The following is a 24,315-nucleotide window of genomic DNA, read 5'->3' on the forward strand; positions in this document are numbered from 1 at the left end:
CCCTGTAGGAGCGAGGCTTGCCCGCGAAAAACGATGACGCGGTCTTCCAGTTGCACCGCGGCGCTCCCTTCGCGGGCAAGCCTCGCTCCTACAAAAGCAACATCATCTTCCGAGATAAACCTCGATCACCCGCTCGTTATCCTGCACCTGCTCCAGCGACCCTTCGGCCAGCACGCTGCCCTGGTGCAACACGGTGACGTGGTCGGCAATCGAGCCGACAAACCCCATGTCGTGCTCCACCACCATCAGCGAATGCTTGCCCGCCAGGCTCTTGAACAGCTCGGCAGTGAACTCGGTTTCGGCATCGGTCATGCCCGCCACAGGCTCGTCGAGCAGCAGTAATTGCGGGTCTTGCATCAACAACATGCCGATCTCCAGGAACTGCTTCTGCCCGTGGGACAACAGGCCCGCCGGGCGATTGACCGAGGTGGTCAGGCGAATGGTTTCCAGCACTTCGCTGATGCGATCTTTCTGTTCGCCACTCAGGCGAGCCCGCAGGCTGGCCCACACCGACTTGTCGGTTTTCTGCGCCAGTTCAAGGTTTTCAAACACGCTCAGCGCTTCAAATACTGTCGGTTTCTGAAACTTGCGACCGATGCCGGCCTGAGCAATTTGCACTTCGCTCATCTGCGTCAGATCGAGGGTTTCACCGAACCAGGCTTTGCCATGGCTGGGGCGCGTCTTGCCGGTGATCACGTCCATCAGCGTGGTTTTGCCCGCGCCGTTGGGACCGATAATGCAGCGCAATTCGCCGACGCCGATGTACAGGTTCAAATCGTTCAGCGCCTTGAAACCATCGAAGCTGACGCTGATGTCTTCCAGGGTCAGGATGGTGCCGTGGCGGGTATTCAGGCCGGGGCCGACGCGTTGCCCGAGGCCGATGGCATCGCGGCTGGTGCCGGCGTCCTTGTTCGGCTGCGGTGGATAGAAGGCCGGCTCGAGCATGAATTCAGCCGTCGCAGTCACTCTCATTGGTCACCCCTTTTCTTCAGCAGGCCGATCACGCCTTTGGGCAGGTACAAGGTCACGACGATGAACAGCGCGCCGAGGAAGAACAGCCAGTACTCGGGGAAGGCTACGGTGAACCAGCTTTTCATGCCGTTGACCACGCCGGCACCGAGCAACGGGCCGATCAGCGTGCCGCGACCGCCGAGTGCGACCCAGACGGCGGCCTCGATGGAGTTGGTCGGCGACATTTCGCTCGGGTTGATGATGCCGACTTGCGGCACGTACAGCGCGCCCGCCAGACCGCACAACACTGCGCTCAAGACCCAGACAAACAGCTTGAAACCGCGCGGGTCATAGCCACAAAACATCAGGCGGTTTTCGGCATCGCGCAGCGCGGTCAGCACTCGACCGAATTTGCTTTGCGCCAACCGCCAGCCGATAAACAGGCTCGCCACCAGCAACACCACCGTGGCGAAAAACAACACCGCGCGCGTCCCCGGTTCGGTAATGCCAAAGCCAAGAATGGTGCGGAAGTTGGTGAAGCCATTGTTGCCGCCAAACCCGGTTTCGTTGCGGAAAAACAGGAGCATCCCGGCGAAGGTCAGGGCCTGGGTCATGATCGAGAAATACACGCCTTTGATCCGCGAACGGAAGGCAAAGAAGCCGAACACCAACGCCAGCAATCCGGGCGCCAACACCACCAGACACATCGACCAGAGGAAGCTGCTGGTGCCGGTCCAGTACCACGGCAATTCGGTCCACGACAGGAAAGTCATGAACGCTGGCAAGGCATCGCCCGAGGCCTGGCGCATCAGGTACATGCCCATCGCGTAACCGCCAAGGGCAAAGAACAGACCGTGACCGAGGGACAGCAGGCCGGCGTAACCCCAGACCAGATCGAGGGCGAGGGCGACGATGGCGTAGCAAAGAATCTTGCCCACCAGGGTCAGCGTGTAGGCCGAGACATGGAAGGCGCTGTCTGGCGACAGCAGCGACAGCAGCGGCAACGTCAACAGCAAAACAAGGATCACCGCACCGACGGCAATCGTGACTTTGGGGCCGGCTTTTTGGCTGGCTGTGAGCATCAGGGGCTGGTTCATCAGTCGATCACCCGTCCTTTCAGTGCGAAGAGGCCTTGCGGACGTTTCTGGATGAACAGAATGATCAGCGCGAGGATCAGGATCTTGCCGAGTACGGCGCCGATCTGCGGTTCGAGAATCTTGTTGGCGATGCCCAGCCCGAACGCGGCGAGCACGCTACCGGCCAGTTGACCGACGCCGCCGAGCACCACCACCAGGAACGAGTCGATGATGTAGCTCTGGCCGAGGTCCGGGCCGACGTTGCCGATCTGACTCAGCGCCACGCCGCCAAGGCCGGCGATGCCGGAGCCGAGGCCGAAAGCGAGCATGTCCACGCGCCCGGTGGGCACGCCGCAGCAGGCGGCCATGTTGCGGTTCTGAGTGACGGCGCGCACGTTCAGGCCCAGGCGTGTCTTGTTCAACAGCAGCCAGGTCAGCACCACCACGAACAGAGCGAAGGCGATGATCACGATGCGGTTGTACGGCAGCACCAGGTTTGGCAACACCTGTATCCCGCCCGACAACCACGCCGGGTTGGCCACTTCGACGTTCTGCGCGCCGAACACCAATCGAACAAGCTGGATCAGCATCAGGCTGATACCCCACGTGGCGAGCAGGGTCTCCAGTGGGCGGCCGTAGAGGTGGCGAATCACTGTGCGTTCCAGCGCCATGCCAATCGCCGCCGTGACGAAAAACGCCACCGGCAACGCGATCAATGGGTAGAACTCGATGGCTTGCGGGGCAAAGCGCTGGAACAGCAACTGCACGACGTAGGTCGAGTAGGCGCCGAGCATCAGCATTTCACCGTGGGCCATGTTGATCACGCCGAGCAGGCCGAACGTGATCGCCAGCCCGAGCGCCGCGAGCAGCAGGATCGAACCGAGGGACATGCCGCTGAAGGCCTGGCCGAGCATCTCGCCGATCAGCAGTTTGCGTTTGACTTGGGCCAGGCTGGTTTCGGCGGCGGTACGCACATTGGCGTCAGCTTCGACACCCAGCTCCAGCAAACTCTCCAGTCGAGTGCGAGCCAGTGGATCGCCGGTTTCACCGAGCAGGCGCACAGCGGCGAGGCGCACGGCCGGGTCGGTGTCCACCAGTTGCAGGTTGGCCAGCGCGAGGCTGAGCGCGGCGTGAACGTTTTCGTCGTGTTCGCCAGCCAGTTGCTGGTCGAGGAATTTCAGCTGCGCCGGTTTTGCGCTTTTCTGCAATTGCTGCGCGGCGGCCAGACGGGTTTTGGCGTCGGTGGCGAGCAATTGGTGGCTGGCCAGTGCGGTGTCGATCAGACCCCGCAGGCGATTGTTCAGGCGCAAGGTTTTCGGTTGGCCGTCGACCGTCAGTTCGCCTTGTTGCAGGGCGTTGATCAGCTCGACACGAACCGGATCGGGCTGCGCGGCCCAGGCTTCCAGCATTTTTGCTTGCTGCACAGGGTTGGCGGCGACGAAGTCTTCGGCGTCGCCGGCATGCGTGGCCATCGGCAACAGCAACGCGAGGGTAAGGATGAAACGGTAAAAAGCGGTGGGCATATCAAATGTCCTGGTCATACGCGGACCTTGTAGGAGCCGGCTTGCTGGCGATGGCGGTGCATCAGGCAAACCGTGTGACGCTGATCGCCAGCAAGCCGGCTCCTACAGGATTTGTGTCGGGCACGAACGATGTATTCGGCCCGACATCCAGGTGGCTTAGTTGCTCTTCACCGCATACTCCGGCTTCTTGTCGTTGCCAGGAATGAACGGGCTCCACGGCTGGGCACGGATCGGGCCTTCGGTCTGCCACACCACGTTGAACTGACCGTCCGCCTGGATCTCGCCGATCATCACCGGCTTGTGCAGGTGGTGGTTGGTCTTGTCCATGGTCAGGGTGTAACCGGACGGCGCGGCAAAGGTCTGGCCGGCGAGGGCTTCGCGGACTTTGTCGACGTCGGTGGATTTGGCTTTTTCCGCTGCTTGCGCCCACATGTGGATGCCGACGTAGGTGGCTTCCATCGGGTCGTTGGTCACCGCTTTGTCGGCGCCCGGCAGGTTGTGTTTCTTCGCGTAGGCTTTCCAGTCGGCGACGAATTTCTTGTTCGCCGGGTTCTCCACCGACTCAAAGTAGTTCCACGCCGCGAGGTTGCCCACCAGCGGTTTGGTGTCGATTCCGCGCAGTTCTTCTTCACCGACCGAGAACGCCACGACCGGAACATCGGTGGCTTTCAGGCCCTGGTTGGCCAGCTCTTTATAGAACGGCACGTTGGAGTCGCCATTGACCGTGGAGATGACCGCAGTCTTGCCACCGGCCGAGAATTTTTTGATGTTGGCGACGATGGTTTGATAGTCGCTGTGACCGAACGGGGTGTAGACCTCTTCGATGTCCTTGTCGGCCACGCCTTTGGAATGCAGGAACGAACGCAGGATCTTGTTGGTAGTGCGCGGGTAGACGTAGTCGGTGCCGAGCAGGAAGTAACGCTTGGCGGCGCCGCCTTCTTCGCTCATCAGGTACTCGACTGCCGGGATCGCCTGTTGGTTCGGCGCGGCGCCGGTGTAGAATACGTTCGGCGACATCTCCTCGCCTTCGTATTGCACCGGGTAGAACAGCAGGCCATTGAGCTCTTCGAACACCGGCAGCACCGATTTACGCGACACCGAGGTCCAGCAACCGAACACAACGGCGACCTTGTCCTGGGTCAGCAGCTGACGACCCTTTTCTGCGAACAGCGGCCAGTTCGACGCCGGGTCGACCACCACCGGTTCCAGCATCTTGCCGTTCACGCCGCCCTTGGCGTTGATCTCGTCGATGGTCATCAACGCCATGTCTTTGAGGGACGTTTCGGAGATCGCCATGGTGCCGGACAACGAATGCAGAATACCGACCTTGATGGTCTCGGCGGCCTGGACAGTCCAGGTCATGCCCATCGCGGCAATGCTTGCCGTGAGTGTAAAAGCCTTGATCAAGCTGCGACGCTTCATTGTGCGATCTCCATGAACTTATGAGTTTTCTTGGTTGGCAGATGCGGACTACTGAAGGGTCTTTAGCAAGGGGTGTGCCTGTTCGGTAAAGGCCGGTAAATCTCGTGATAGAGCCATTGGCTGGCCGGAGCGCGCACCAGACTGGGGCCTGTTTGCAAGGCGGGTGCGCCTGAGTGCGCAGCATTGGTGCCGAGGGAGTTCAGTGCCAAAACCCGGCAGGCGATAACTATGTACCACCTGCTGTGCTGCGAAATCTTGATCATCGTGGTTTCGAAATCAAGTGAGCAGCGCATGGATAGCACCTCTGGCAATACACCTTCAATCCCCCAGGAACCGGCCAAATTTCCCGCACTGGGACCGACGTTCATAAGCGCCGATGATGCAGCCTATTGGGCACACCGACATATCGGCGCGCGTCGTGACAGAGCCTACGGCGGCGTGATCGTGCAGCGTGGCGATGGAAAATTTCAGCCCACGTTGCCTGTGGCCGGGAGGATGGGGCATTTCGATTTTGACACCTTGCTGTCTACCGGCCGCGTCGGAGAGCTATTTGCCCCACCGGGCTACAGTGGTGCGGCGTATTACCTGTCCCATTCGGCCAGCCACGCTGAAGTTCTGCGTGCTCATCCGCAGTGGACAGCCGAACAGATCAAGTTAGACCTCGGTTTTTTTTCGAGAGGGCATATCCTGACCCACATGCAGGACCCGGGCGCCTATGGCCAGCGCCACTATCTGTCGGGGCCGGATGACTCGTTGATCAAGTACGAGTCCACTCAGCCGGCAGAGGAGAAAAAACTCTTTGAACAGGGGTTCAAGTCTTTCGGGCCGTTCACCGATGTTGAACTTTTGATTCAGAAACTGGCCTCGATCGGCACGCTGAGCGTACTGGTGCCCAATGATCAGTGGGGTGGCGTACGAGGAAACGTGCCGGCGAACTGGACCCTTGGTACCGCCCTGGGACACAACCGGCCCGTCTCACAGCCTTTTTTTTGTGCCGTCTCCGATCAAGTGGACAAGGCTATCGAAGCCGCGGCAACGAGCGTATCCACAGTCTTCGGTAGTGTGTATCTGGGTTTTGTCGTCACGTCTGCCGGAAGTTCGGAATGCATGGCGACCTATCCGGTTCTCTCCAGCCAACTGAATGTGGCCATCGAGTTGTTCAATACCTTTCCGAGGAGATCCGATCACAAGCTGGAGAGGTTGCTCGATTTCGACCTGCATGGCGTTTACTTCCTGTCGCACAGTGATGGCGCGCAGAGTGCCAGCGATCCTTGGCTTTATGAGCACTTTATTTCACCGGAGGAGTTGGCTGCGGGTATCAAATTTTCGCTATGGGATGTTTATCGGCAGGAATACCCAGACTTCCTGAATGTGTACACCAGAACCCGGGATGGTGCCGTGTTGCAGTACCGCCCCTCGGCGAACATCCGTGAAGCTCTGTTGAAGGAGAGCGCGGATTTCAACGCTCGACTGAAGGCTGGCACGCTCAAGCCAGCAGACTACGTCAAGCAGGTGGCCGCAGCCGGCCAGCTGACAGTGCTGAAGGACAGCCAGTTGTGGGATGTTGTCGGGGACGTTGGCGCCGACTGGCAACCCTATGCCAGGTCGAGGCGTTTGAGTCCCGCTTTTCTCATGGCGGACGATGCCGCACGTTTTGCGCACGAGTACATCGGCAGCCGGCGTGAACAAGGCTTCGCCGGGATGATTGTGCAGGATCAAAACAAACGCTTCGTTGCCACAGAACCGGTTTTTTCCGCAGAAGCACGGTTTGTGCTGGACAGGCTGTGCCCCCTCGATGCCACCGGCGCACCGATCATGTTGCTCGAGGGATACTCGTTTCACGGACTGTACGCCTCGCGCTGGCAAGCTGACTCAAGCGCCATTGTGCGTTCCGACGAACAAGAGCAATTGACGCAGGCGCAGATGTTCACCACCGAAGACATTCGCTCGGTGCTCGACAAGAGCGCGCATGTTGTCGACTTTTATCTCTCCGGATCGCCAGACAGCCTGCTGGTTTACAGTCCCGATCTATCGAAAGTGGCCGCCCGCAACAAAGTGCATGAGCGAGTTGCCCTGCTCGCCGATGGCTCCACCCTGATCGACCGGGCGCTGGCGTCCGGCACGCTTGCCCCCGATGCCGTTGTCGACGAACTGGCCGGAACCGGCCGATTGCGTGTGGTAGCCGGCAATGATGTGTGGGGGCCACGAGGAACGGTGCTGGGTAATGAGTCAACTCCCGCAGGCGTTTCCCCTCCGTTGCTCGGGGCGATTTTTACCAGCGCCGAAGAAGCCGTATTGAGCGCCCGTCATCGCGCAAGGCTCGATTACCGAACGGCTGCGGCGGGTTGGGGATTCATTCTCAAGCACAAGGACCGCGATGAGTATGTGGCGACCGAAATGGTGCCGGTCGGGCGCCTGGGGGCATTGAACCAGGCGAGCGACTTTGGCGCTCCCGTATTGGTCGACGAATTTCGCACCTTCGCGCTCTATTACTCGGCAAGCTGGATTCCCGGCGGGTTATCGACAGTGGATGCCTGGTTTGCGCGGCACTTTGCGTGCGTGACCGATCTGGCGGCGGCCATCTATGACGACAAGGGCACCCAACGACTTACGCATTTTCAAGACCTGAACGTTTTTGTCGCGACACTGGATGGGGCCTTGTTGCGGTATCAACATTCGGCCACCTCAACCCGGTTCGACACGAAAGGTTTGCAGCAATTGAGGTCGCTGTTGGTCAACGGCACACCTCCCTATGCCGACGTCATTCAATTGATCGCCAAGGCCAGCGAGCTGAAGGTGTTGCACACCAGTGAACTGTGGGACGAGGCGGGTATTGTCGGTGCGGATTGGAAACCCTACGCGCAGATCCAGCGGCGAGCGCTCAGCCCGGTCTTTGTGTCGCAGGATGATGCAGTGCGTTATGCGCTGACGCAGTTGGACTCGCGGCGTGAGCGGATCTACGGTGGCCTGGTGCTGCGTCGGCTCGATGGTTTGTTTGTTGCGACTTTACCGGTGGCTGTCGAGATCGAAAACTTCCCTGCCAGCTGGATTCGTCTGGACGAATTGATCGAACAGGGGGTGTTTCTGGCGGGAAGCACGGTCGTCGCTCGCTACCATTCGCGAATGCAGGTCGAACCGGTTTTTGCGCTGTCGAACCGCGAACGGGACGTGTACCTCGCTATGTTTTCCACCGATTTCATGTCGGCAATCCTGAGCGGTTCCGCGCTTTCGCCGTCTCTATCGCCCGGCAGGGAATATTTGCTGGGACTGGATGGCAGCCTGATCAGCTACACCCTCAGCGCCAGTGCTGCCGAAAAGCAACTCGCACGATCATTGGCCCCCGCCAGTCAATTGCAGCGCAGGCACACCCCGATAGAACTGCAAATGCGCAATGGCACGCTAACCCCGAGTGAGTATGTCAATCAGGTTGCAAGCGCCGGCAGGTTGCAAGTGATCAAGGGTAGCCGGCTGTGGGGCAAGGTCCGGCAGTTGTCAGCATGGAGCGCTTATTCCAAGGGAGGCCCATCGCAAGTGCATCGGTCGGCCATTGCTGATCCGGCGCTCAGTCCGGTCTTCACGCAATTGAACGACGCCGTACGACATGTCCACCGTGCGGTGGGCGCTCGAACCGGATTGAGGTTCGGGTTCGTGCTCAAGTCGCTGAACGCCGAGCGATATGTGACGACGATGCCAATCGACGGGCGACAAGGAGGTTTTGCTGTAGAGAAGGTATTTCCCGATGGCTTATTACCTCTGGGATACAGCGTTGAGGGAATCTATCTGTGTCCTTCGACCGGGACGGGACGACTGCCGCACGACTTGGATCAGAGTTTCATCTCTCCTCGGGATCTGATGTATGGGTTGGACGCTGTCCGTGTGCGCACCGGGGCAGTGACCACTTTTCTCAACGTCTTTGTGTCCTGTGCCGATGGCGCCTTGTTGCGATACAAACCCAAGGCCGGCGCACCGGAGTGGACCCGGTTACAGGTCGCGGTCGCCTACGAAAAGGTGCTGCAATCAGGGCACGAAACGCTGTTCGAGTATCTACGCAAAGTGATCGCGAACGGTGAGTTGCAGGCAGTGGTGCGCAGTGCTTTCTGGTCGCCGTTCAGGGTGGATGCCAAGGGTGTCAAAACCGGCATCGGGCTGGTGAGATGGGCGCCGGATCACCGCTTTGCCCTCGGGCCGGTATTTGCGCACGCCGATGATGCGGCTCGTTCGGCCCAAAGACTGATTGGCGAGTACGTCGGCCAGCAATATCTCGGAGGCGTCCTGATACACCAGGCATCGTCTTCGTTCGTTGCGGTCGAGCCGCTTGAGGACGGCCTCGACAGTGGTGCTGCCACCGCACTGTTTTACTCAGGGCCGGGAGGGCCGATTGCCCCGGTCGCGGTACCAGGCGTGCAGCCGTTGCCATTGCCGGTTTTTCCGCAGGATTTCAAATGGGTGGCTGTTCATCAGTTCTACAAGCGCTTCAATCTGTTCGTGAAGGACCCCAGCGCGGCTGATCAACTGCTGCTGGACAATCTGGCCCTGGCCGACTTGTGGTTCAGCAGGGACGTTGTGAAAAAGAGCGGTGCCTCCGGTGGCAGCTGCTATTTCACCGGGCGAGGCGGGGCTCTCTTCAAATTCACCCCCAGCTTCTCATCGCAGGAAACCGGATTTTTCAGCGAAGAGGCAAAGGATGGAGTCGCTGCATACCTCGCCAGACTCGCCGGCGTGGGACGGCTGGAAGTAGTGGATACCGATGGTTACTGGCGCCGTCGCGGGCTTGTGAGCGCCAACTGGAAACCTGCGTTGCCTGGTCATGACGAACTGTAGAGGATCGTATTTTCACTGATGGAAGCCTGAGAAACTGACGTCCTCAAGTGCTCAGCGACGTCTCATCAGGCCGATGAAAAACAACCCGCCAATCGCCGCCGTGGCCACGCCAATCGGTAAATCCTCGGGGGCGATCAGCGTGCGCGCAGCGACATCGACCCACACCAGAAATACGCTGCCCAACAATACGCACACCGGCAGCAATCGCCGGTGTTCGGCCCCGACCAGTCGCCGCGCAATGTGCGGCACCATCAGCCCGACAAATCCGATCGACCCACTGATCGACACCAGCACTCCGGTCATCAACGAGGCAATCAAAAACACCCGCAACCGTACGGTGCGGGCGTTGAGCCCAAGGGTCACGGCCGTCTGTTCACCGGCCATCAAGGCGTTCAGTGGTCGAGCCATGCCAAGCAACAAAACCAGCCCGAGCAGCACACTGGCGGCCGGCACCGCGAGCAATTCCCAGCGTGCCAACCCGAGCCCGCCGAGCATCCAGAACATCACCGCCGAACTGGCGCGATGATCGCCGAGAAACAGCAGCAGATTGGCGATGGCCATCATCACGAACGACACCGCCACACCGCACAGCAGCAGCCGATCACTGTCCAAGCGACCGTTGCGGTTGGCGATCATCAGCACGATCAGCATGCTCAGTAGCGCGCCAATAAATGCGGCAATCGGCAACGTCAGCAGGCCGACGATTTCACCGACATGCAGCACCACGATCACCGCGCCGAGGGTGGCGCCGGAGGTTACGCCGAGCAGGTGCGGATCGGCCAGCGGATTGCGCGTCACCGCTTGCAGCACCGCACCGATCAGCGCCAGGCCGGCACCGACCAAGGCGCCAAGCAACATGCGCGGCACGCGGATCAGCCACACGATGTGCTCCTGCCCGGCCGTCCAGCTCACCTCGCCAAAACCGAACACCTTGTGCAGCAAAATTCGCCACACCACGTCCACCGGCACCCGCGCCGGGCCGAAGCCCAGCGACACCACGCACGACACCAGCAACAACGCGCCGAGGGCTATCAGCAACAGGGCGTAGCGACGATTGATCATTCGCCGTGGAAACCTTTGGCCAGGGTTTCAACCGCCAACACGTTGTCGATCCCCGGCGTAGCCTGCACATACGGAATGACGATGAAGCGCTGGTTCTTGATCGCGTCAACCGATTGCAGCGCCTTGTTATCGAGCAGGAATTGCGTCTTCTGTTCAGCAGTAACTTCACCGTAATCGACGATCACGATCACCTGCGGATTGCGCTCGACCACGTTCTCCCAATTCACGCGGGTCCAGCTCGCTTCGACGTCATCCAGAATGTTGCGCCCGCCCGCCGCGTCGATCAGCGCTTGCGGCATGCCCAGGCGACCCGAGGTCATGGCGCGGTCTTCGCCACTGTCGTAGAGGAACACCCGGGGTTTGTCCGTCGGCAGATCCTTGCGCACATCAGCGACTTGCGCCTGCATGTCGGCGATCAATGCATTGGCGCGATCCTGCACGTCGAAGATTTTGCCGAGGTTGCGCAGGTCGTTGTAGGTGTCCTCCAGGCTGGCCGGTGGACGCTTCATCACGAAGGCGCAGGACTCGGTCAGCTCATAGACGTTGATGCCCAGCGGCTGCAAGGTTTGCGGCGTGAGATCACCGCCCACGCGCATGCCGTAATCCCAACCGGCGAAGAAGAAATCGACGTTGGCGTTGAGCAGGGTTTCCACTGACGGGTACTTGGCCGCCAGCTCCGGCAGGCCGTCGAGGATGGCTTGCATCTGGGGCGTGACCGACTTCCAGCCACTGACACCGCTGTAACCGGCCATGCTCGGTTTGAGGCCGAGAGCGAGCATCATCTGCGTCATGTTGATGTCGTGGCTGACCGCGTGTTTCGGCGCTTGCGTGAAGGTCACGTCGCGGTTGCAGCTCTGGATCGTCAGCGGATATTTCGTTGCTTCGGCAAACGCTTGGCTACTGCCCAGCAACAGAGCAACGCACAGCAGGGAACGCAAAGTCATGGTTGGGTTATCCAGGTGATTCGTGGGTAGCCGTGCAAAGGGTGTTCATCGATCAGCGCTTCGACGCCGAACACATCACGCAGCAGCGGGGCGGTCAGGACTTCTTTTGGTGTGCCGCTGGCGACGATGCGGCCGTGATTGAGCACGTACAGCCGATCACAGAACGCGGCGGCGAGATTGAGGTCGTGGATGCTCGCCAGGGTGCCGATCTGCAGGCGTTTGACCAGTTGCAACAGTTCCAGCTGATAGCGCGGGTCGAGGTGGTTGGTCGGCTCGTCGAGGATCAACACTTGCGGTTGCTGGGCCAGGGCGCGGGCGAGGATCACGCGTTGTTTTTCGCCGCCGGAGAGCGTGGCGAAAGCGTGGTCTTCGAAACCGTTGAGGCCGACGGATTCCAGTGCTTGCATCGCGAGATTCCGGTCTTCGAGGGTGTCGCCGTCGAACAGGCCTTTGTGCGGTGTGCGGCCCATGGCGACCACTTCATCGACGGTCAGGCCGAAGGCGTCGGGGAATTCCTGCAGCACCACGGCGATGCGTTGCGCGCACCAGCGCGAGGGTTGTTTCCAGACGTTGTGGTGGTCGAGCCGGACCTCACCGTTTTCCGGTTTGCTGAAGCGATAGGCGCACCGCAGCAGGCTGGTCTTGCCGCTGCCGTTGGGGCCGATCAACCCGACAAACTCACCGGCGGCCACGTGCAACGAGGCATCACGCAGTTGGAACTGGTGATGACAGTGGCCCTGGGGTGTCCAGGCGAGGTTGGTGAGGTTCAGCGAGGTCATGCATTTACTCAGAGATATTTGGTGATGCTGATGGCCCCTTCGCGGGCAAGCCTCGCTCCTACAGGATTCGCGTCGATCACAAATTTTTTGTTCGACACATAAACTGTAGGAGCGAGGCTTGCCCGCGAAGGGGCCCTTGAGTCAAAAGGTGTAATCAGCTGTGACGAAGAACGAACGCGGCTCACCCAGAATCCACTGCTGCCCCTCATTGTATTGGCTTTGCGCATACTGGCGGTCAAACAGATTGTTCACCTGCAGCCCCAGCGTCGTATTGCGCAGCGCTTTCCATGACAACGTGGCATCGACGACGGTGTAGCTCGGCAGCTCGTTCTGGTTGGCCATGTCGGCATAACGCGCGTCAACGTAACGCACGCCAGCCCCGGCCTTCAGGTCTTCGCTGAGTGCTTTGCTCAGCCACAGATTCGCCGTGCGACGAGGCACGTCCACCGGACGATTGCCGTTGCGCGACACCGGCACGCCGGCGACCACTTCTTCGAAATCGTCGTACTTCGCTTTGACGATGGCCGCGTTGGCCTGCAGTTGCCAGGCGTATGGCAATTGCAGATCGAGGCTGGCTTCCAGGCCATTGGACGATTGTTGGCCGACCTGTTGTTTTAGCGTCGGGTTGCCCGGATCGTCGGTCAGCAGTTTCTTTTTGACGATGCGATAAGCCGCCAGCGTCCACTCGCCGCGTTGATCCCAGAACATCTGCTTCACACCGATCTCGGTCTGTTTCGCCGTGGCCAGGTCATATTGCTGCTGGCTCGGGCTCAGGGAAATCAGGCCGCCGACACCGTCGGTGCTGGTGGCGTACTGACCGTAGAACGAAGTGTCCGGGGTCACGGCGAACACCAACCCGGCTTTCCAGTTGTTGCCGGTCAGGGTCTTGTCGCTCTGGCTGCCATCGACCAGGTTGTCGCGATCGACGTGCACGTAGTCGCGACGCACACCGGTCACCAGCGACCAGCGCTCGCTCAACTGCGTGCGGTTTTCGGCAAAGGCCGACATCTGTTTGGTGGTGCTCTGGAACTGGTCGCGATACGGATTGGCACTTTCAAAACTGCCACGTTGTGGATGATACAAATCGATCGGCTGGCCATCGGGCAACACGTCATTGAACGGCGAGTTGCTGTCGAGCTGGAAGCGGATGCGGTTGTAATCGACACCGGTCACGGTCTGGCTGTCGAGACCGAACAGAGAATGCTTGAAGGTGAAGGTCTGACGGTCGCCGACCTGTTCCTGCCGGTGGCCGATGCCGAAATAGCCACTGCGGCTGAGCTGCTGTGCGTCGCGGTCGAAGTTGTAGTTTTCGGCGTTCTGCCAGCGGCGCTGGGCCTTGAGGTAATACAGCTCGTTGCTCGCGCTGACGTTATCGGAAATTTGCCAGTCGCTGGTCAGGCGCGTCCATTGATCGTTGTAGTGCTGCTTGTCGTTGCTGACGTTGTAGTTCTTGTCGCGCAGACCTTCGTGGAAGCGGCCGTTGATCAATGGCGTGCCGAAGTAGTTCATCGGGTTCTGGTCGCCGTAGTCGTGGGCGAGGGTGAATGCCAGATCGTCCGTGGCCTGCCAGCGCAGGGCCGCGCTGACGAAGTCGCTGGAGGAATCGCCGCGATCGACCCAACCGTTGCTGCGCAGGCGATTGAGGTTCAAGCGGTAGCTCAGGGTATCGCTCAGCGAGCCGCCGCTGTCGAACGCTTGTTGCTGACTGTCGTAAGAGCCGTAACCGAGACGCACGTGGTTTTCGATCTCGCCTTCGAAGGGCTTTTTCGGGATCACATTGACCACCGCACCCGTCGCGCCTTCGCCGTACAACACCGAAGCCGGGCCGCGCAGCACATCGATACGCTCCACCGACCAGGTGTCGACCGGGAAGGTCACGGTGCCCATGCCGGTGTACATCCGGTTGCCGTCATACAACTGCATCACCGAGTTCTGCCCGGTAAAGCCTCGTGCAGACAACGAGGTCCCGCCGTCGCCCGGCGTGCCGGTGCGGCTGATCCCGGTGCTGCGCGAGGCCGCGTCCTGCACGCTGCGGTCACCGCGCGCGCGGATCTGTTCGCCAGTCAGGCTTTCCACACTGGCGGGTGTTTCCAGAGCCGTGAGGTTCAGACGCGAACCGGCGGTGGTCGGCGTGTCGAGGTTGACGGTTTCGTCGTCAACGGCCGGTGCGGTGATGGTGCCGGCGGGCAGCGTCAAGGATTGCGCGTGGGCGTTGTTGTGCAGGGCGAGCAGGCAGAGGCCGGACAAGAGGTACTTGTTCATCGGGTGGGTGACACTTCTTCCAAAAGAAAACCCGCAGCAATGGCTGCGGGTTGGGCGGTGCATTTGCGTTATACAGTAACACTAAAAATGACCGTGCGATAAGCGCCCGAAGTCTACAGATCCCTCTAATACGCGCATCTCGCCTGTTTCATGATGAAGATGAGGCTGATTCAGTTTGTCGGGTGAATCGCGACAACAGCACTCGATCCAGCAACCAGACCAACACCAGCGAAGCGCCCACCAACGGAAACGCCACTGCCAGCACCAGCATGATCGCTACCCCTGTTTTCCATTTCGGCAGGTCGTGGCGCAGCGGTGGAACACCGAACTTGCCTTGTGGCCGACGCTTCCACCAGATCACCACGCCGCTGACGGCACTGAGCAGAATCATCAGGCAGATCAGCAGCACGATGATCTGGTTGAGCACCCCGAACATCTTGCCTTCGTGCAACATCACGCCGGTTTCCGTGGCGCGGGCCACGGGGCCGTAATGTTCCCAGCGCACGTCGGCGAGGACGTTGCCGGTGTACTGATCGACATGCAGGGTCGCGTCGTTGCGCGGGTCATCGGCGAATACGGCAATGGTGAATACGCCGGTGGCCGTGGTCGGGAAAGTAATGCTGTAACCCGGCTCGACCTTGCGTTGCACGGCGATGTTCTGCACGTCTTGCAGGCTGATGGTCGGGGCGGCGGGGCCGGGTTGCGCACTGTCGTGGGCCATGTGTTCGGCGTGGTCGCCGGACATCGGCATCGGCGTGTTTTCCATCGCCCATGGCACGGTCTGGCGCGTGGCGGTGTTGAGGCTGCGGGCCTCGACGTCGGACTTGGGCATGTCATTCCACATGGCATCCGGGAACACGTTCCAGACCCCGGCGTATTGCTTGCCCCAGAACCCGGTCCAGGTCATGCCGCTGAGCAGCATCACCAGCAGAAACGCTGCGCCCCAGAACCCGGTGACGGCATGCAGGTCGCGCCACAGCACGCGACCGCGACTGCTCAGGCGCGGCCATAAAATGCCGGCCGCCTGGCCTCGCGGCCACCACAGGAAGACCCCGGAAACCACCAGCACGATGCCCCAGCCAGCGGCCAGTTCGATCAGCCGGTCACCGACCGTGCCGATCATCAACTCGCCATGAATCGCTCGCGCTATCGCTTGCAGATTCTTCTTGGCGTCTTGCTCGCCGAGGATATCGCCGTGGTACGGGTCGACGAAAACGTTCAGCTCATTGCCGCCATTGAGCACGACAAATTGTGCACTGCGTTCGGCGTTGACCGGCGGCAGGTATTGCTTGATCGTCGCTTGTGGATACGCGTCTTTCACCCGCTTGAGCAAGTCGTCGGCCGGGACGCTGTGATGGCCGGCCGGGACGTTCATCAGGCTGTCGTACATCAACGAGTCGAGTTGCGGCTTGAATAGGTAAATGACACCGGTCAGGGCCAGCATCACCATGAATGGCGCGACGAACAGACCGGCATAGAAATGCCAGCGCCAGGCCAGGTTATAGAAATTCGGTTTGGGCTGTTTCATCGGTTGTGCTCCGCTTGGCTTGGTACTTTTGTTGTTGTCTGGTGACTGCTGTGCAGTCATTCGCGGGCGAGCCTCGCTCCTACAGGTCCAGTGGCGTTCGCACCGATTGTGATCGACGCGAATTTTGTAGGAGCGAGGCTTGCCCGCGAAGCTTTTAGAAGCTCATATCCACCTTGGTCCAGAGCGTTCGCCCCGGTTCTTTAATGGCCTGCGGGTCATTGGCCGGGTAGCCAAAACCGGCGTTGCCGGCCAGGTTCAAATGCTCGGCGTACGCCTTGCCGAACAGGTTGTCGACGCCGCTGCTGACCTTCCAGTTCTTGTTGATCCGATAGGCGCCATTGAGCGAGAACACGCCGAACCCCGAGGACTTGTCGAAGTCCTTGCCGACCACGTTGCCCTTGTTCTGATCAATGCGGTTTTGCGCCGCGACCACTCGCCACAAGGCGCCGGCGCTCCAGTTGTCTTCGCTGTAGGTCAGGCCGAATCGCGCGTCCAGCGGCGGCATTTGCGGCAATGCCTTGCCGTCGCTGCTGTTCTTGCCCCAGGCGTAGGCCAGGGTTGCGTCGGCCTTCCAGTTCGACGTCAGCTTGTAGGCCGCCCCGAGTTCACCGCCCATGATCCGCGCGTCGATGTTCTCGGCTTGCGAGGTCGTGCCCATCATTCCCGACTTGTAATTGAACAGGATGTAATCGCGCACCTGTCCGACGTAACCCGAGGCCCAGGCTTCGAGGTCTTCGGTCTTGTATTGCAGGCCGAAGTCGAGCTGGGTGGTTTTTTCAGGCTTGATCGAGTCGAAGGCGTTTACCGAGCCGGCAGGTCCCGAGTTGGGCGAAAACAGCTCCCAGTAGTCCGGGAAACGCTGGGTGTGACCGAGGCCTGCGTACAGCGTGGTCGGGCTGTCGGCCAGATCATGCTCGTAACGGACGAAGCCGCTTGGCAGGGTGTCGGCGCGGGTGTCGTCGGCGGTCGGGTTGGCGCGGGTCATCATCCCCGAGCCAGTGGTCTGCCGAAAATCCTTGGCCGAAGCACGGTCCAGTCGCGCGCCGGTAATCAGTCGATCACGGTCGGCGGCGTACCAGGTCAGTTCGCTGAACACGCCGTAGTTATGGAAATCGGCGTCCTTGTTGCGCGGCAGATCCTTGTAGGTGTCGATGCCCATGGCGCTGCGCTTGCGGTGTTCGCTGGTCTGCGCGTCGATGCCGCTGATCAATTGCACATCGGCCCAGCGCCACGTGGCTTTGATCCGCGCGCCCAGGGTTCGACGATCGACACTGGAAGCCATCGGGCCGGCCATCATCCCGGTGCCGGACGGCGTGCGCAGGGTGTAGTTGTCCATCACGTGGTCGGCGTAGTTGTAGTAGATCTGTGCTTCGACCTTGTCGAGCACGTCGCCGATATTGGACTTCTCGAAACGCAGGCCGAGGCTTTCGCGCTTGAACTGCGCGCCGTCCATGCCGCGTCCGGCGTAACGGGCTTCGCCATCGCCTTTGCCGGCGGTCAGCTCCAGCAGGGTGTCGGCGTCCGGGGTCCAGCCGAGTGCCACGTCGCCATTCCACTTGTCGTAACGCGAGGCCACGGTGTCGTTGTTGCCGTCCCGATAGTCGTCGGAATGCGCGGTGTTGCCGATCACTCGCACGTAACCCAATGACCCGCCGGCAGCGGCGTCCACTACTTTGTCGAAACGGCCGTTGGAGCCGGCCAGTATGCTGGCATTCACTCGGGTGCCGAGTTCGCCGAAGCTTTCCGGGTCACGGTCGAACAAGATGGTGCCGGCGGATGCGCCCGGCCCCCAAAGTACCGTTTGCGGGCCTTTGATGACGGTGAGTTTGTCGTAGGTTTCCGGTGAGATGTAGGAGGTCGGTGCGTCCATCCGGCCGGGGCAGGCGCCGAGCATCTGGCCGCCGTTGGTGAGGATGTTCAGGCGCGAGCCGAACATGCCGCGCAGCACCGGGTCACCGTTGGTGCCGCCATTGCGCACCAGATCGAAGCCGGGGATGGTCTTCAAGTAGTCACCACCGTCGCTGGCCGGCACCGGTTGGCGTGGGTCTTTGGGGTTGGTGACGATGGTCAGCGGCGAACTCGGTGCGATGGCGGTGATCACCGTCGGGCTCAGTTCTTCACTGTGGCCGGCATGATCATCGGCCAGCACCATCGGTGTCAGCAGTACGCCGCAAAGAACGGCGGTGGCGTGCCTGAAACGAACGCGCGTTTCGTTCAGGGCAAAAGAAGCTTGGGCGGCGCTCAAGCGTGTGTCAGCAGAAAACCTGGACATGACAATTTCCATCGAACAGTCGTAAACGACACGGCCGGCAGCCTGCGCAATGCCTGTGGGGGGCGGGCGTGCTCGCGATGTGGGTGGGTCAGCCCCACCGCTTTCGCGAGCAAGCCCGCTCCCACAGGTTGCTTTGCTGTCTTCTAACCGTGTGAGATTGGGGAGGTGTTTACGCGACGATGGGCGGGGCGCGGGTGCGGGCGCCGGGGAAGAAGGTTTGCCGGGCGTGGCCCAGGCGGGTGGCGGGTGTACTGAAGGTGCTGGTTTTTGGGGCGTCGAATGCAACGAAAGACTGGCCGCCCGTCAGCGCCGGGCAGTTGAACAGCAGGCTGCAATAACCGCACTTTTCCCAGATCGCATGATGGGAGGTTTTGGGTGGGCAGTGCTCGGCGGCGGGTGTCGCGCCGTGCTCGCCGTGCGCCATCGCTGACATGTCCATGCTCATGTCCATCGACATGTTCATGGACATCGAAGAGGCGCGCTGATCCATCGGCATCGACTGAGAAATCAGCGGGCCGATGAAGATCATCAACATGGCGAACAGGCTGATCCAGCTGCCGCGTGTCAGGCTCAATGGCTGACGACGGGGCGCGGATGGCCTGGCGCTAAGCGGGCGCATGGGCGTATTCGGCTCTGGCGATTACGGGTTGTGTGCGTGCACTTGCACGCCGCCCGGTGCGGTTTTCTGCACCGAGACTTCGACCGTCACGTCACCGGACTTTTCGAAATGCATCGTCAGCGGGAACCGCTTGCCGTCGCTCAGCAGGCTGCGGTCTTTCAGTTCCAGCAGCATCACGTGGTACGCCATCGGTGCAAACGTGACGTCGCCGCCAGCCGGGATTTCGACGGTTGGTACCTGCTGCATTTTCATCAGATCGTTCTGCATCACGTGCTCGTGCAACTGGGCGATGCCCGCAATCGGCGAGTCGACGCTGAGCAGTTTGTCGGCGGTTTTGCCGGGGTTTTGAATCACGAAGTAAGCCGCAACGGTCGGCGCGTTCGGTGGCAATTCCTGTGACCACGGATGAGCGATTTGCAGTTCGCCAGCCTTGTATTCATGGGCATTGGCAAAGCAGGCAGGCAGCAGCAATGCAGCCAGAACGATGAGTTTGTTCAACATGACAGTTCTCCAGAACGATTCAAAACGCAGGTCAATTGCGAGAAGAAATCACACCAGAGGGGATGCGCGGGGGTTGAGATTCGGCCATTGCTGGCGCGGAGTAGGGGTGTCGAGAGCGGTGGCGGGCAGGCTTCGATGGGACTCGAAACGCGCGAAATACAACTGCGGCACATGCCCGGGCAACGCCACCAATGGCGCAGAACCGGAACAGCACCAGCAATGCTGCATGTTGGAATGAATGTCGTTCTGCGGAGCTTTCTGATCAAGCGTCCCCAGAGAAATCGCCACCATCTTCGTGCCGGTGGACGAGCAGAAACTGCCCCACAACACCTGTTCGGCCGGCGATTTCGCCGTCTGCGCCATCGCTCCGGTCATCGGCATGGCGAGCATGTTGAACAGCACTGCGAAGCAGGCTATCCAGGCAATTGCGAGCCGTTGTCGGGACATGGGACAGATCCGGTTGGGTGGGAGATCAGGCGCGGCTATTTAGCCTGATCAGTGCCGATAAGTAAAAACGCGGCCTGCGGTTTGGTGTCGCAGCGTGTTTCAAATGAGTGTAGCGGCTCCCATTTGAAATGCCGGGGGCTGGCCCGGGAATAATTACTGATCGGTCAGAGTATTTCGGCGAGCGCCTCCAACACCTGCACTACCGACCCAAACTCCCGCTCCACCCCCGGCAACACCGGCCGCTTCAACACCAGCACCGGCACCCCACGCTCCCGCGCCACTTCGAGTTTCGGCTCGGTGGCGGTGCTGCCGCTGTTTTTGCTGATCAGCACATCGATCTGCCGGCGCTCGAACAACTCACGTTCATCCTCGATCAGAAACGGCCCGCGTGCGCCGATCACTTCGCAGCGCTCGTTGCCCGGATAAACGTCCAGGGCGCGCAGCGTCCAGAATTGCTGCGCAGGGATTTCATGCAGGTGTTGCAAGGGTTCGCGGCCGAGGGTGAACAGTGGTCGGCGGAACGGTTTGAGTGCTTCGATCAATTCGGCCCAGTCACTGACTTCGCGCCAGTCATCCCCGGCTTGTGGTTGCCAGGCCGGGCGGCGCAGTGCCCAGCAGGGAACGCCGGACATTCGCGCGGCGGTCGCGGCGTTCTGGCTGATTTGCGCGGCGTAGGGATGCGTCGCGTCCAGCAGCAGATCGATCCCTTCGTCGCGGATGAATTGCGCCAGGCCGTCCGCGCCGCCATAACCGCCAACGCGAACCCGACAGGTCAGATCGGTCGGCACACGACCGACGCCGGCCAGGCTGTAGATGTGTTCCGGCCCCAGCGTGCGGGCGATGGCCAGCGCTTCCGTCACGCCGCCGAGCAGCAATAGGCGTTTCATTGAAAAGCTCCTGCGTGGCCGACAATCCCGCCTTGTCGATCGATGGCAAACACTTCGACTTGAACCTGTGCCGGCACCACACTGCGGGCAAAATCCAGTGCGTGCTGGCATACCGCGTCGCCGAGTGCGATGCCGGCGGCGCTGGCCATGGCCAACGCCTGTTGACTGGTGTTGGCTTCACGCATTGCCTGCTGCAACGCTTCATCCGCGCCGACCGCTGCGGCCCATTCGGCCAGTTGCGGCAGGTCGATGCTCGAATGCCGACTGTGCAGATCCATGTGCCCGGCCGCCAGTTTGCTGATCTTGCCGAAACCACCACAAATGCTGAGTTTGGCCACTGGCACTTTGCGCAGGTGTTTGAGCACCGCACCGACGAAGTCGCCCATTTCGATCAGGGCGATTTCCGGCAGGCCGTAGACTCGGCGCATGGTGTCTTCGCTGGCGTTGCCGGTGCACGCGGCGATGTGCAGGTAACCGTTGGTTTTCGCCACGTCGATGCCCTGATGGATCGAGGCAATGTACGCCGCACAGGAAAACGGCCGGACGATGCCGCTGGTGCCGAGAATCGACAGGCCACCGAGAATGCCCAGCCGTGGGTTCATGGTTTTCAACGCCAGCGCCTCGCCGCCCTCGACGTTTACCGTGACTTCGAAACCGCCGGGGTAATCGAGCTCTTGCGCGAGCGAGGTCAAATGATCGCTGATCATCTTGCGCGGCACCGGGTTGATCGCCGGCTCGCCGACGCCCAGCACCAGGCCCGGTCGGGTGACGGTGCCGACACCACGACCGGCACAGAAACGAATGCCCGGTTCTGCGCTCAGGCGCACTTGGGAATAGAGCAGCGCGCCGTGGGTCACGTCCGGATCGTCCCCCGCATCCTTGATCGTTCCTGCTTCGGCGCCGTCATCCAGCAACCGGCAGAATTCCAGGCGCATCTGCACGCGCTTGCCTTTGGGCAGGACGATGTCCACGGCGTCTGCACTCGTTCCGCCGAGCAGCAACCGAGCGGCCGCCAGGCTGGTGGCGGTGGCGCAGCTGCCGGTGGTCAGGCCGCTACGCAACGGTGCGGGTTGTTCGGCGGTTTCGTCACGCATCGAAAGGTTTGACCACGTCGAGCAAAGTAATCGGCAAGGCCTGGCGCCAGGTATCGAAGTCGCCCAGCGGTTGCGCCTGGGCGATATGAATACGCGTCAGCTCGCCGCCATGTTGCTCGCGCCAGGCCATCAGGGTCATTTCACTTTGTAGCGTGACCGCGTTGGCGATCAGTCGGCCACCGGGTTTGAGCCCTGCCCAGCAAGTGTCCAGCACACCTTCGCGGGTGACGCCGCCACCGATGAAGATCGCGTCCGGGCGTTCCAGACCGGTGAGGGCTTGCGGCGCACTGCCGCGAACCAATTGCAGGCCGGGCACGCCGAGCGCGTCGCGGTTGTGCTCGATCAACAGTTGCCGACCTTCATCGGCCTCGATCGCCAGCGCCCGGCAACCCGGATGGGCGCGCATCCACTCGATGCCGATCGAACCGCTGCCGGCGCCGACGTCCCACAACAGTTCACCGGGAACCGGGGCCAGGCGCGCGAGGGTGATTGCGCGCACATCGCGCTTGGTCAGTTGACCGTCGTGCCTGAACGCCGAATCCGGCAGGCCGGCCAGTCGCGAAAGGCGCGGCGTGTCGGGGGCGGCGATGCACTCGATGGCGATCAGGTTGAGGTCGGCGATTGCAGGGGCGGCCCAGTCGTTGGCGACACCGTCGATGCGTCGCTCGGCCTCGCCACCCAAATGTTCCAGCACGCTCAGGCGACTCGGCCCGAAACCACGTTCACGCAACAACGCCGCTATTGCGGCGGGGCTTTGCCCATCGTTGCTGAGTACCAGCAAACGAACACCGCTGAACAACTGCGCGTTTAGCGCCGCGACCGGGCGAGCGACCACCGATAGCGTGACCACATCCTGCAACGGCCAGCCCATTCGCGCGGCAGCCAGAGAGCAGGAAGAGGGCGCCGGCAGGATCAGCATTTCCGCGCTGGGCAATTGCCGGGCGAGGCTGGCGCCGACACCGAAGAACATCGGATCGCCGCTGGCCAGCACGCACACCGGCTCACCCCGCAAGGCCAGCAACGCATCGAGGGAGAACGGCGTCGGCCAGAGTTTGCGTTCGCCACGGATGCAGGGCGGCAGCAGGTCCAGTTGCCGCTGACTGCCGAAGATCTTCGAGGCAGCCAGCAACGCATGCCGGGCATTCCTGCCCAAACCCTTGAAGCCGTCTTCACCAATGCCTGTCACGGTCAGCCAGCGTGCCATGTGTGATCTCTATTCATCTGCATAAAGCGGCACATGATAACGCGGCGGACGTGGAGGCGAGTAATAGAATGTTTTAAGTTGGTTTGATTAGTCTGTAGCTGGTCGTAGTTAAGTTATGTAGTTTGAATGTTCATGCACTCATTTGATAATGGTTGAAAGGAATTGACTATGGTTATTGATAAAACAGGGAGCCTGGACTTGATGGCTTATTCCGATGCGTTCAACCGAGACTTCGCGCCACGGCAAACAAAGAACTCTCGACTTTACGCCTCTCAGGATCAGCAAGGCGCTGCCGGGTCGCTATTGGGCGGCAACCTGGTCAGCACGGCCAGGGGCGTGTCGCGTCAGGACAAGCGTGACGTCAACTCCAGCGTGCGTTATGCGCAGTGGTATGCGAGTCAGCAGCGAAGTAGGGACACAGATCCGCAAGGCTGGTTTTCCTTGTTTGCCGTGGTGTTATGGGACTTGGGTTGGGAAATTGACGAACGCAGGGTTGTCGAGAAAAGTTACAGTCACTTTGCAGGCAAAGTGACTCAGATTTATTTGAACAGAATTGCCGCTGTTAACAGTCAGATGGCGATAGTTACAAAAGACATGTTTGAATCATTGTTGGCTAATTCGTCGGCGCTTTGGTCATTGGCCACTGAAAGTCGGCGTGGCAGGGAGTTTTCCATTGCTCCCGCTGAGTACGACAAACAAGGGAAGTTATCACTGGACCTGAATGACTTTTCGCTTCGGGCGCTGGCACAGCGGGAAGATTTTCTGTTTTGGGACTGGAAGGAAGGCAACGTGACGCTCACGCATCGAGCCGCTCCCTTGACCCTGAACAGAGCCCGCTTCGACGAAGTCCGCCCGGAGTTGAACGATCGGCTCGACCGGATCGCTGACGCCATTTTCGAGTTTTATTCAGAGCGCCTGTGAGG

18 protein-coding genes are annotated in these 24,315 nt (G+C 60.7%); 2 read left to right on the forward strand and 16 right to left on the reverse strand.

The window, feature by feature from the left end; translation table 11 throughout:
* Positions 1–102: 102 nt before the first annotated feature.
* From urtD to urtA, 4 genes are all read right to left on the reverse strand, one after another.
* Positions 103–972, reverse strand: a complete 870-nt coding sequence (gene urtD / locus IB245_RS05935; protein WP_008038696.1) for an urea ABC transporter ATP-binding protein UrtD — start codon at positions 970–972, stop codon at positions 103–105.
* Positions 969–2,048, reverse strand: a complete 1,080-nt coding sequence (urtC, locus tag IB245_RS05940) for an urea ABC transporter permease subunit UrtC (RefSeq protein ID WP_008038697.1) — start codon at positions 2,046–2,048, stop codon at positions 969–971. Before urtC ends, urtD begins: the two co-directional genes overlap by 4 nt.
* Entirely contained in the window at positions 2,048–3,550 is a 1,503-nt protein-coding gene (gene urtB / locus IB245_RS05945; RefSeq protein WP_192226955.1) for an urea ABC transporter permease subunit UrtB, read from the reverse strand. Before urtB ends, urtC begins: the two co-directional genes overlap by 1 nt.
* A 156-nt stretch (positions 3,551–3,706) precedes the next feature.
* Positions 3,707–4,972: an urea ABC transporter substrate-binding protein gene (gene urtA / locus IB245_RS05950; RefSeq protein ID WP_008031211.1), complete on the reverse strand. Its 1,266-nt coding sequence runs from the start codon at positions 4,970–4,972 to the stop codon at positions 3,707–3,709.
* 228 nt (positions 4,973–5,200) lie between these two features.
* On the opposite strand from urtA, the gene IB245_RS05955 reads away from it, so the two are divergent.
* Entirely contained in the window at positions 5,201–9,793 is a 4,593-nt protein-coding gene (locus tag IB245_RS05955; RefSeq protein WP_225609801.1) for a DUF4329 domain-containing protein, read from the forward strand.
* 51 nt (positions 9,794–9,844) lie between these two features.
* Here the strand turns inward: IB245_RS05955 and IB245_RS05960 are convergent, their stop codons facing one another.
* The 12 genes from IB245_RS05960 to cbiE all read right to left on the reverse strand — a co-directional run bounded on the left by IB245_RS05960 (position 9,845) and on the right by cbiE (position 23,392).
* Positions 9,845–10,855 (reverse strand): FecCD family ABC transporter permease, encoded by a 1,011-nt coding sequence (locus IB245_RS05960; protein ID WP_008038700.1) that lies wholly within the window; start codon positions 10,853–10,855, stop codon positions 9,845–9,847.
* Positions 10,852–11,799, reverse strand: coding sequence for an ABC transporter substrate-binding protein (locus IB245_RS05965; protein ID WP_192226956.1), 948 nt, complete (start codon positions 11,797–11,799; stop codon positions 10,852–10,854). The genes IB245_RS05960 and IB245_RS05965 overlap by 4 nt, the downstream gene beginning before the upstream one ends.
* The gene (locus IB245_RS05970; RefSeq protein WP_192226957.1) at positions 11,796–12,578 is read right to left on the reverse strand and encodes an ABC transporter ATP-binding protein; all 783 of its coding nucleotides are present in this window, start codon (positions 12,576–12,578) and stop codon (positions 11,796–11,798) included. The genes IB245_RS05965 and IB245_RS05970 overlap by 4 nt, the downstream gene beginning before the upstream one ends.
* Before the next feature lie 141 nt (positions 12,579–12,719).
* Positions 12,720–14,840 (reverse strand): TonB-dependent receptor, encoded by a 2,121-nt coding sequence (locus IB245_RS05975; protein ID WP_192226958.1) that lies wholly within the window; start codon positions 14,838–14,840, stop codon positions 12,720–12,722.
* Between the two features lie 148 nt (positions 14,841–14,988).
* Positions 14,989–16,368, reverse strand: a complete 1,380-nt coding sequence (locus tag IB245_RS05980; protein ID WP_192226959.1) for a PepSY-associated TM helix domain-containing protein — start codon at positions 16,366–16,368, stop codon at positions 14,989–14,991.
* A gap of 154 nt (positions 16,369–16,522) precedes the next feature.
* Positions 16,523–18,640: a TonB-dependent copper receptor gene (locus IB245_RS05985; protein WP_192226960.1), complete on the reverse strand. Its 2,118-nt coding sequence runs from the start codon at positions 18,638–18,640 to the stop codon at positions 16,523–16,525.
* Between the two features lie 169 nt (positions 18,641–18,809).
* Positions 18,810–19,259: a DUF2946 domain-containing protein gene (locus IB245_RS05990; protein ID WP_192226961.1), complete on the reverse strand. Its 450-nt coding sequence runs from the start codon at positions 19,257–19,259 to the stop codon at positions 18,810–18,812.
* A gap of 21 nt (positions 19,260–19,280) precedes the next feature.
* On the reverse strand, positions 19,281–19,760 hold the full coding sequence (locus tag IB245_RS05995; protein WP_192226962.1) for a copper chaperone PCu(A)C: 480 nt from the start codon (positions 19,758–19,760) through the stop codon (positions 19,281–19,283).
* 48 nt (positions 19,761–19,808) lie between these two features.
* Positions 19,809–20,207: a DUF2946 domain-containing protein gene (locus tag IB245_RS06000; RefSeq protein WP_192226963.1), complete on the reverse strand. Its 399-nt coding sequence runs from the start codon at positions 20,205–20,207 to the stop codon at positions 19,809–19,811.
* 164 nt (positions 20,208–20,371) lie between these two features.
* Positions 20,372–21,094: a cobalt-precorrin-6A reductase gene (locus IB245_RS06005; RefSeq protein WP_192226964.1), complete on the reverse strand. Its 723-nt coding sequence runs from the start codon at positions 21,092–21,094 to the stop codon at positions 20,372–20,374.
* Positions 21,091–22,188, reverse strand: coding sequence for a cobalt-precorrin-5B (C(1))-methyltransferase (locus IB245_RS06010; protein WP_192226965.1), 1,098 nt, complete (start codon positions 22,186–22,188; stop codon positions 21,091–21,093). Before IB245_RS06010 ends, IB245_RS06005 begins: the two co-directional genes overlap by 4 nt.
* Positions 22,181–23,392 (reverse strand): precorrin-6y C5,15-methyltransferase (decarboxylating) subunit CbiE, encoded by a 1,212-nt coding sequence (gene cbiE, locus IB245_RS06015; RefSeq protein ID WP_192226966.1) that lies wholly within the window; start codon positions 23,390–23,392, stop codon positions 22,181–22,183. The genes IB245_RS06010 and cbiE overlap by 8 nt, the downstream gene beginning before the upstream one ends.
* Positions 23,393–23,560: 168 nt before the next feature.
* On the opposite strand from cbiE, the gene IB245_RS06020 reads away from it, so the two are divergent.
* Positions 23,561–24,313, forward strand: a complete 753-nt coding sequence (locus IB245_RS06020) for a hypothetical protein (protein ID WP_192226967.1) — start codon at positions 23,561–23,563, stop codon at positions 24,311–24,313.
* Positions 24,314–24,315: the final 2 nt, after the last annotated feature.

The sequence above is a fragment of the Pseudomonas sp. PDM02 genome (assembly GCF_014852285.1).
Classification (GTDB): Bacteria; Pseudomonadota; Gammaproteobacteria; order Pseudomonadales; family Pseudomonadaceae; genus Aquipseudomonas; species Aquipseudomonas migulae.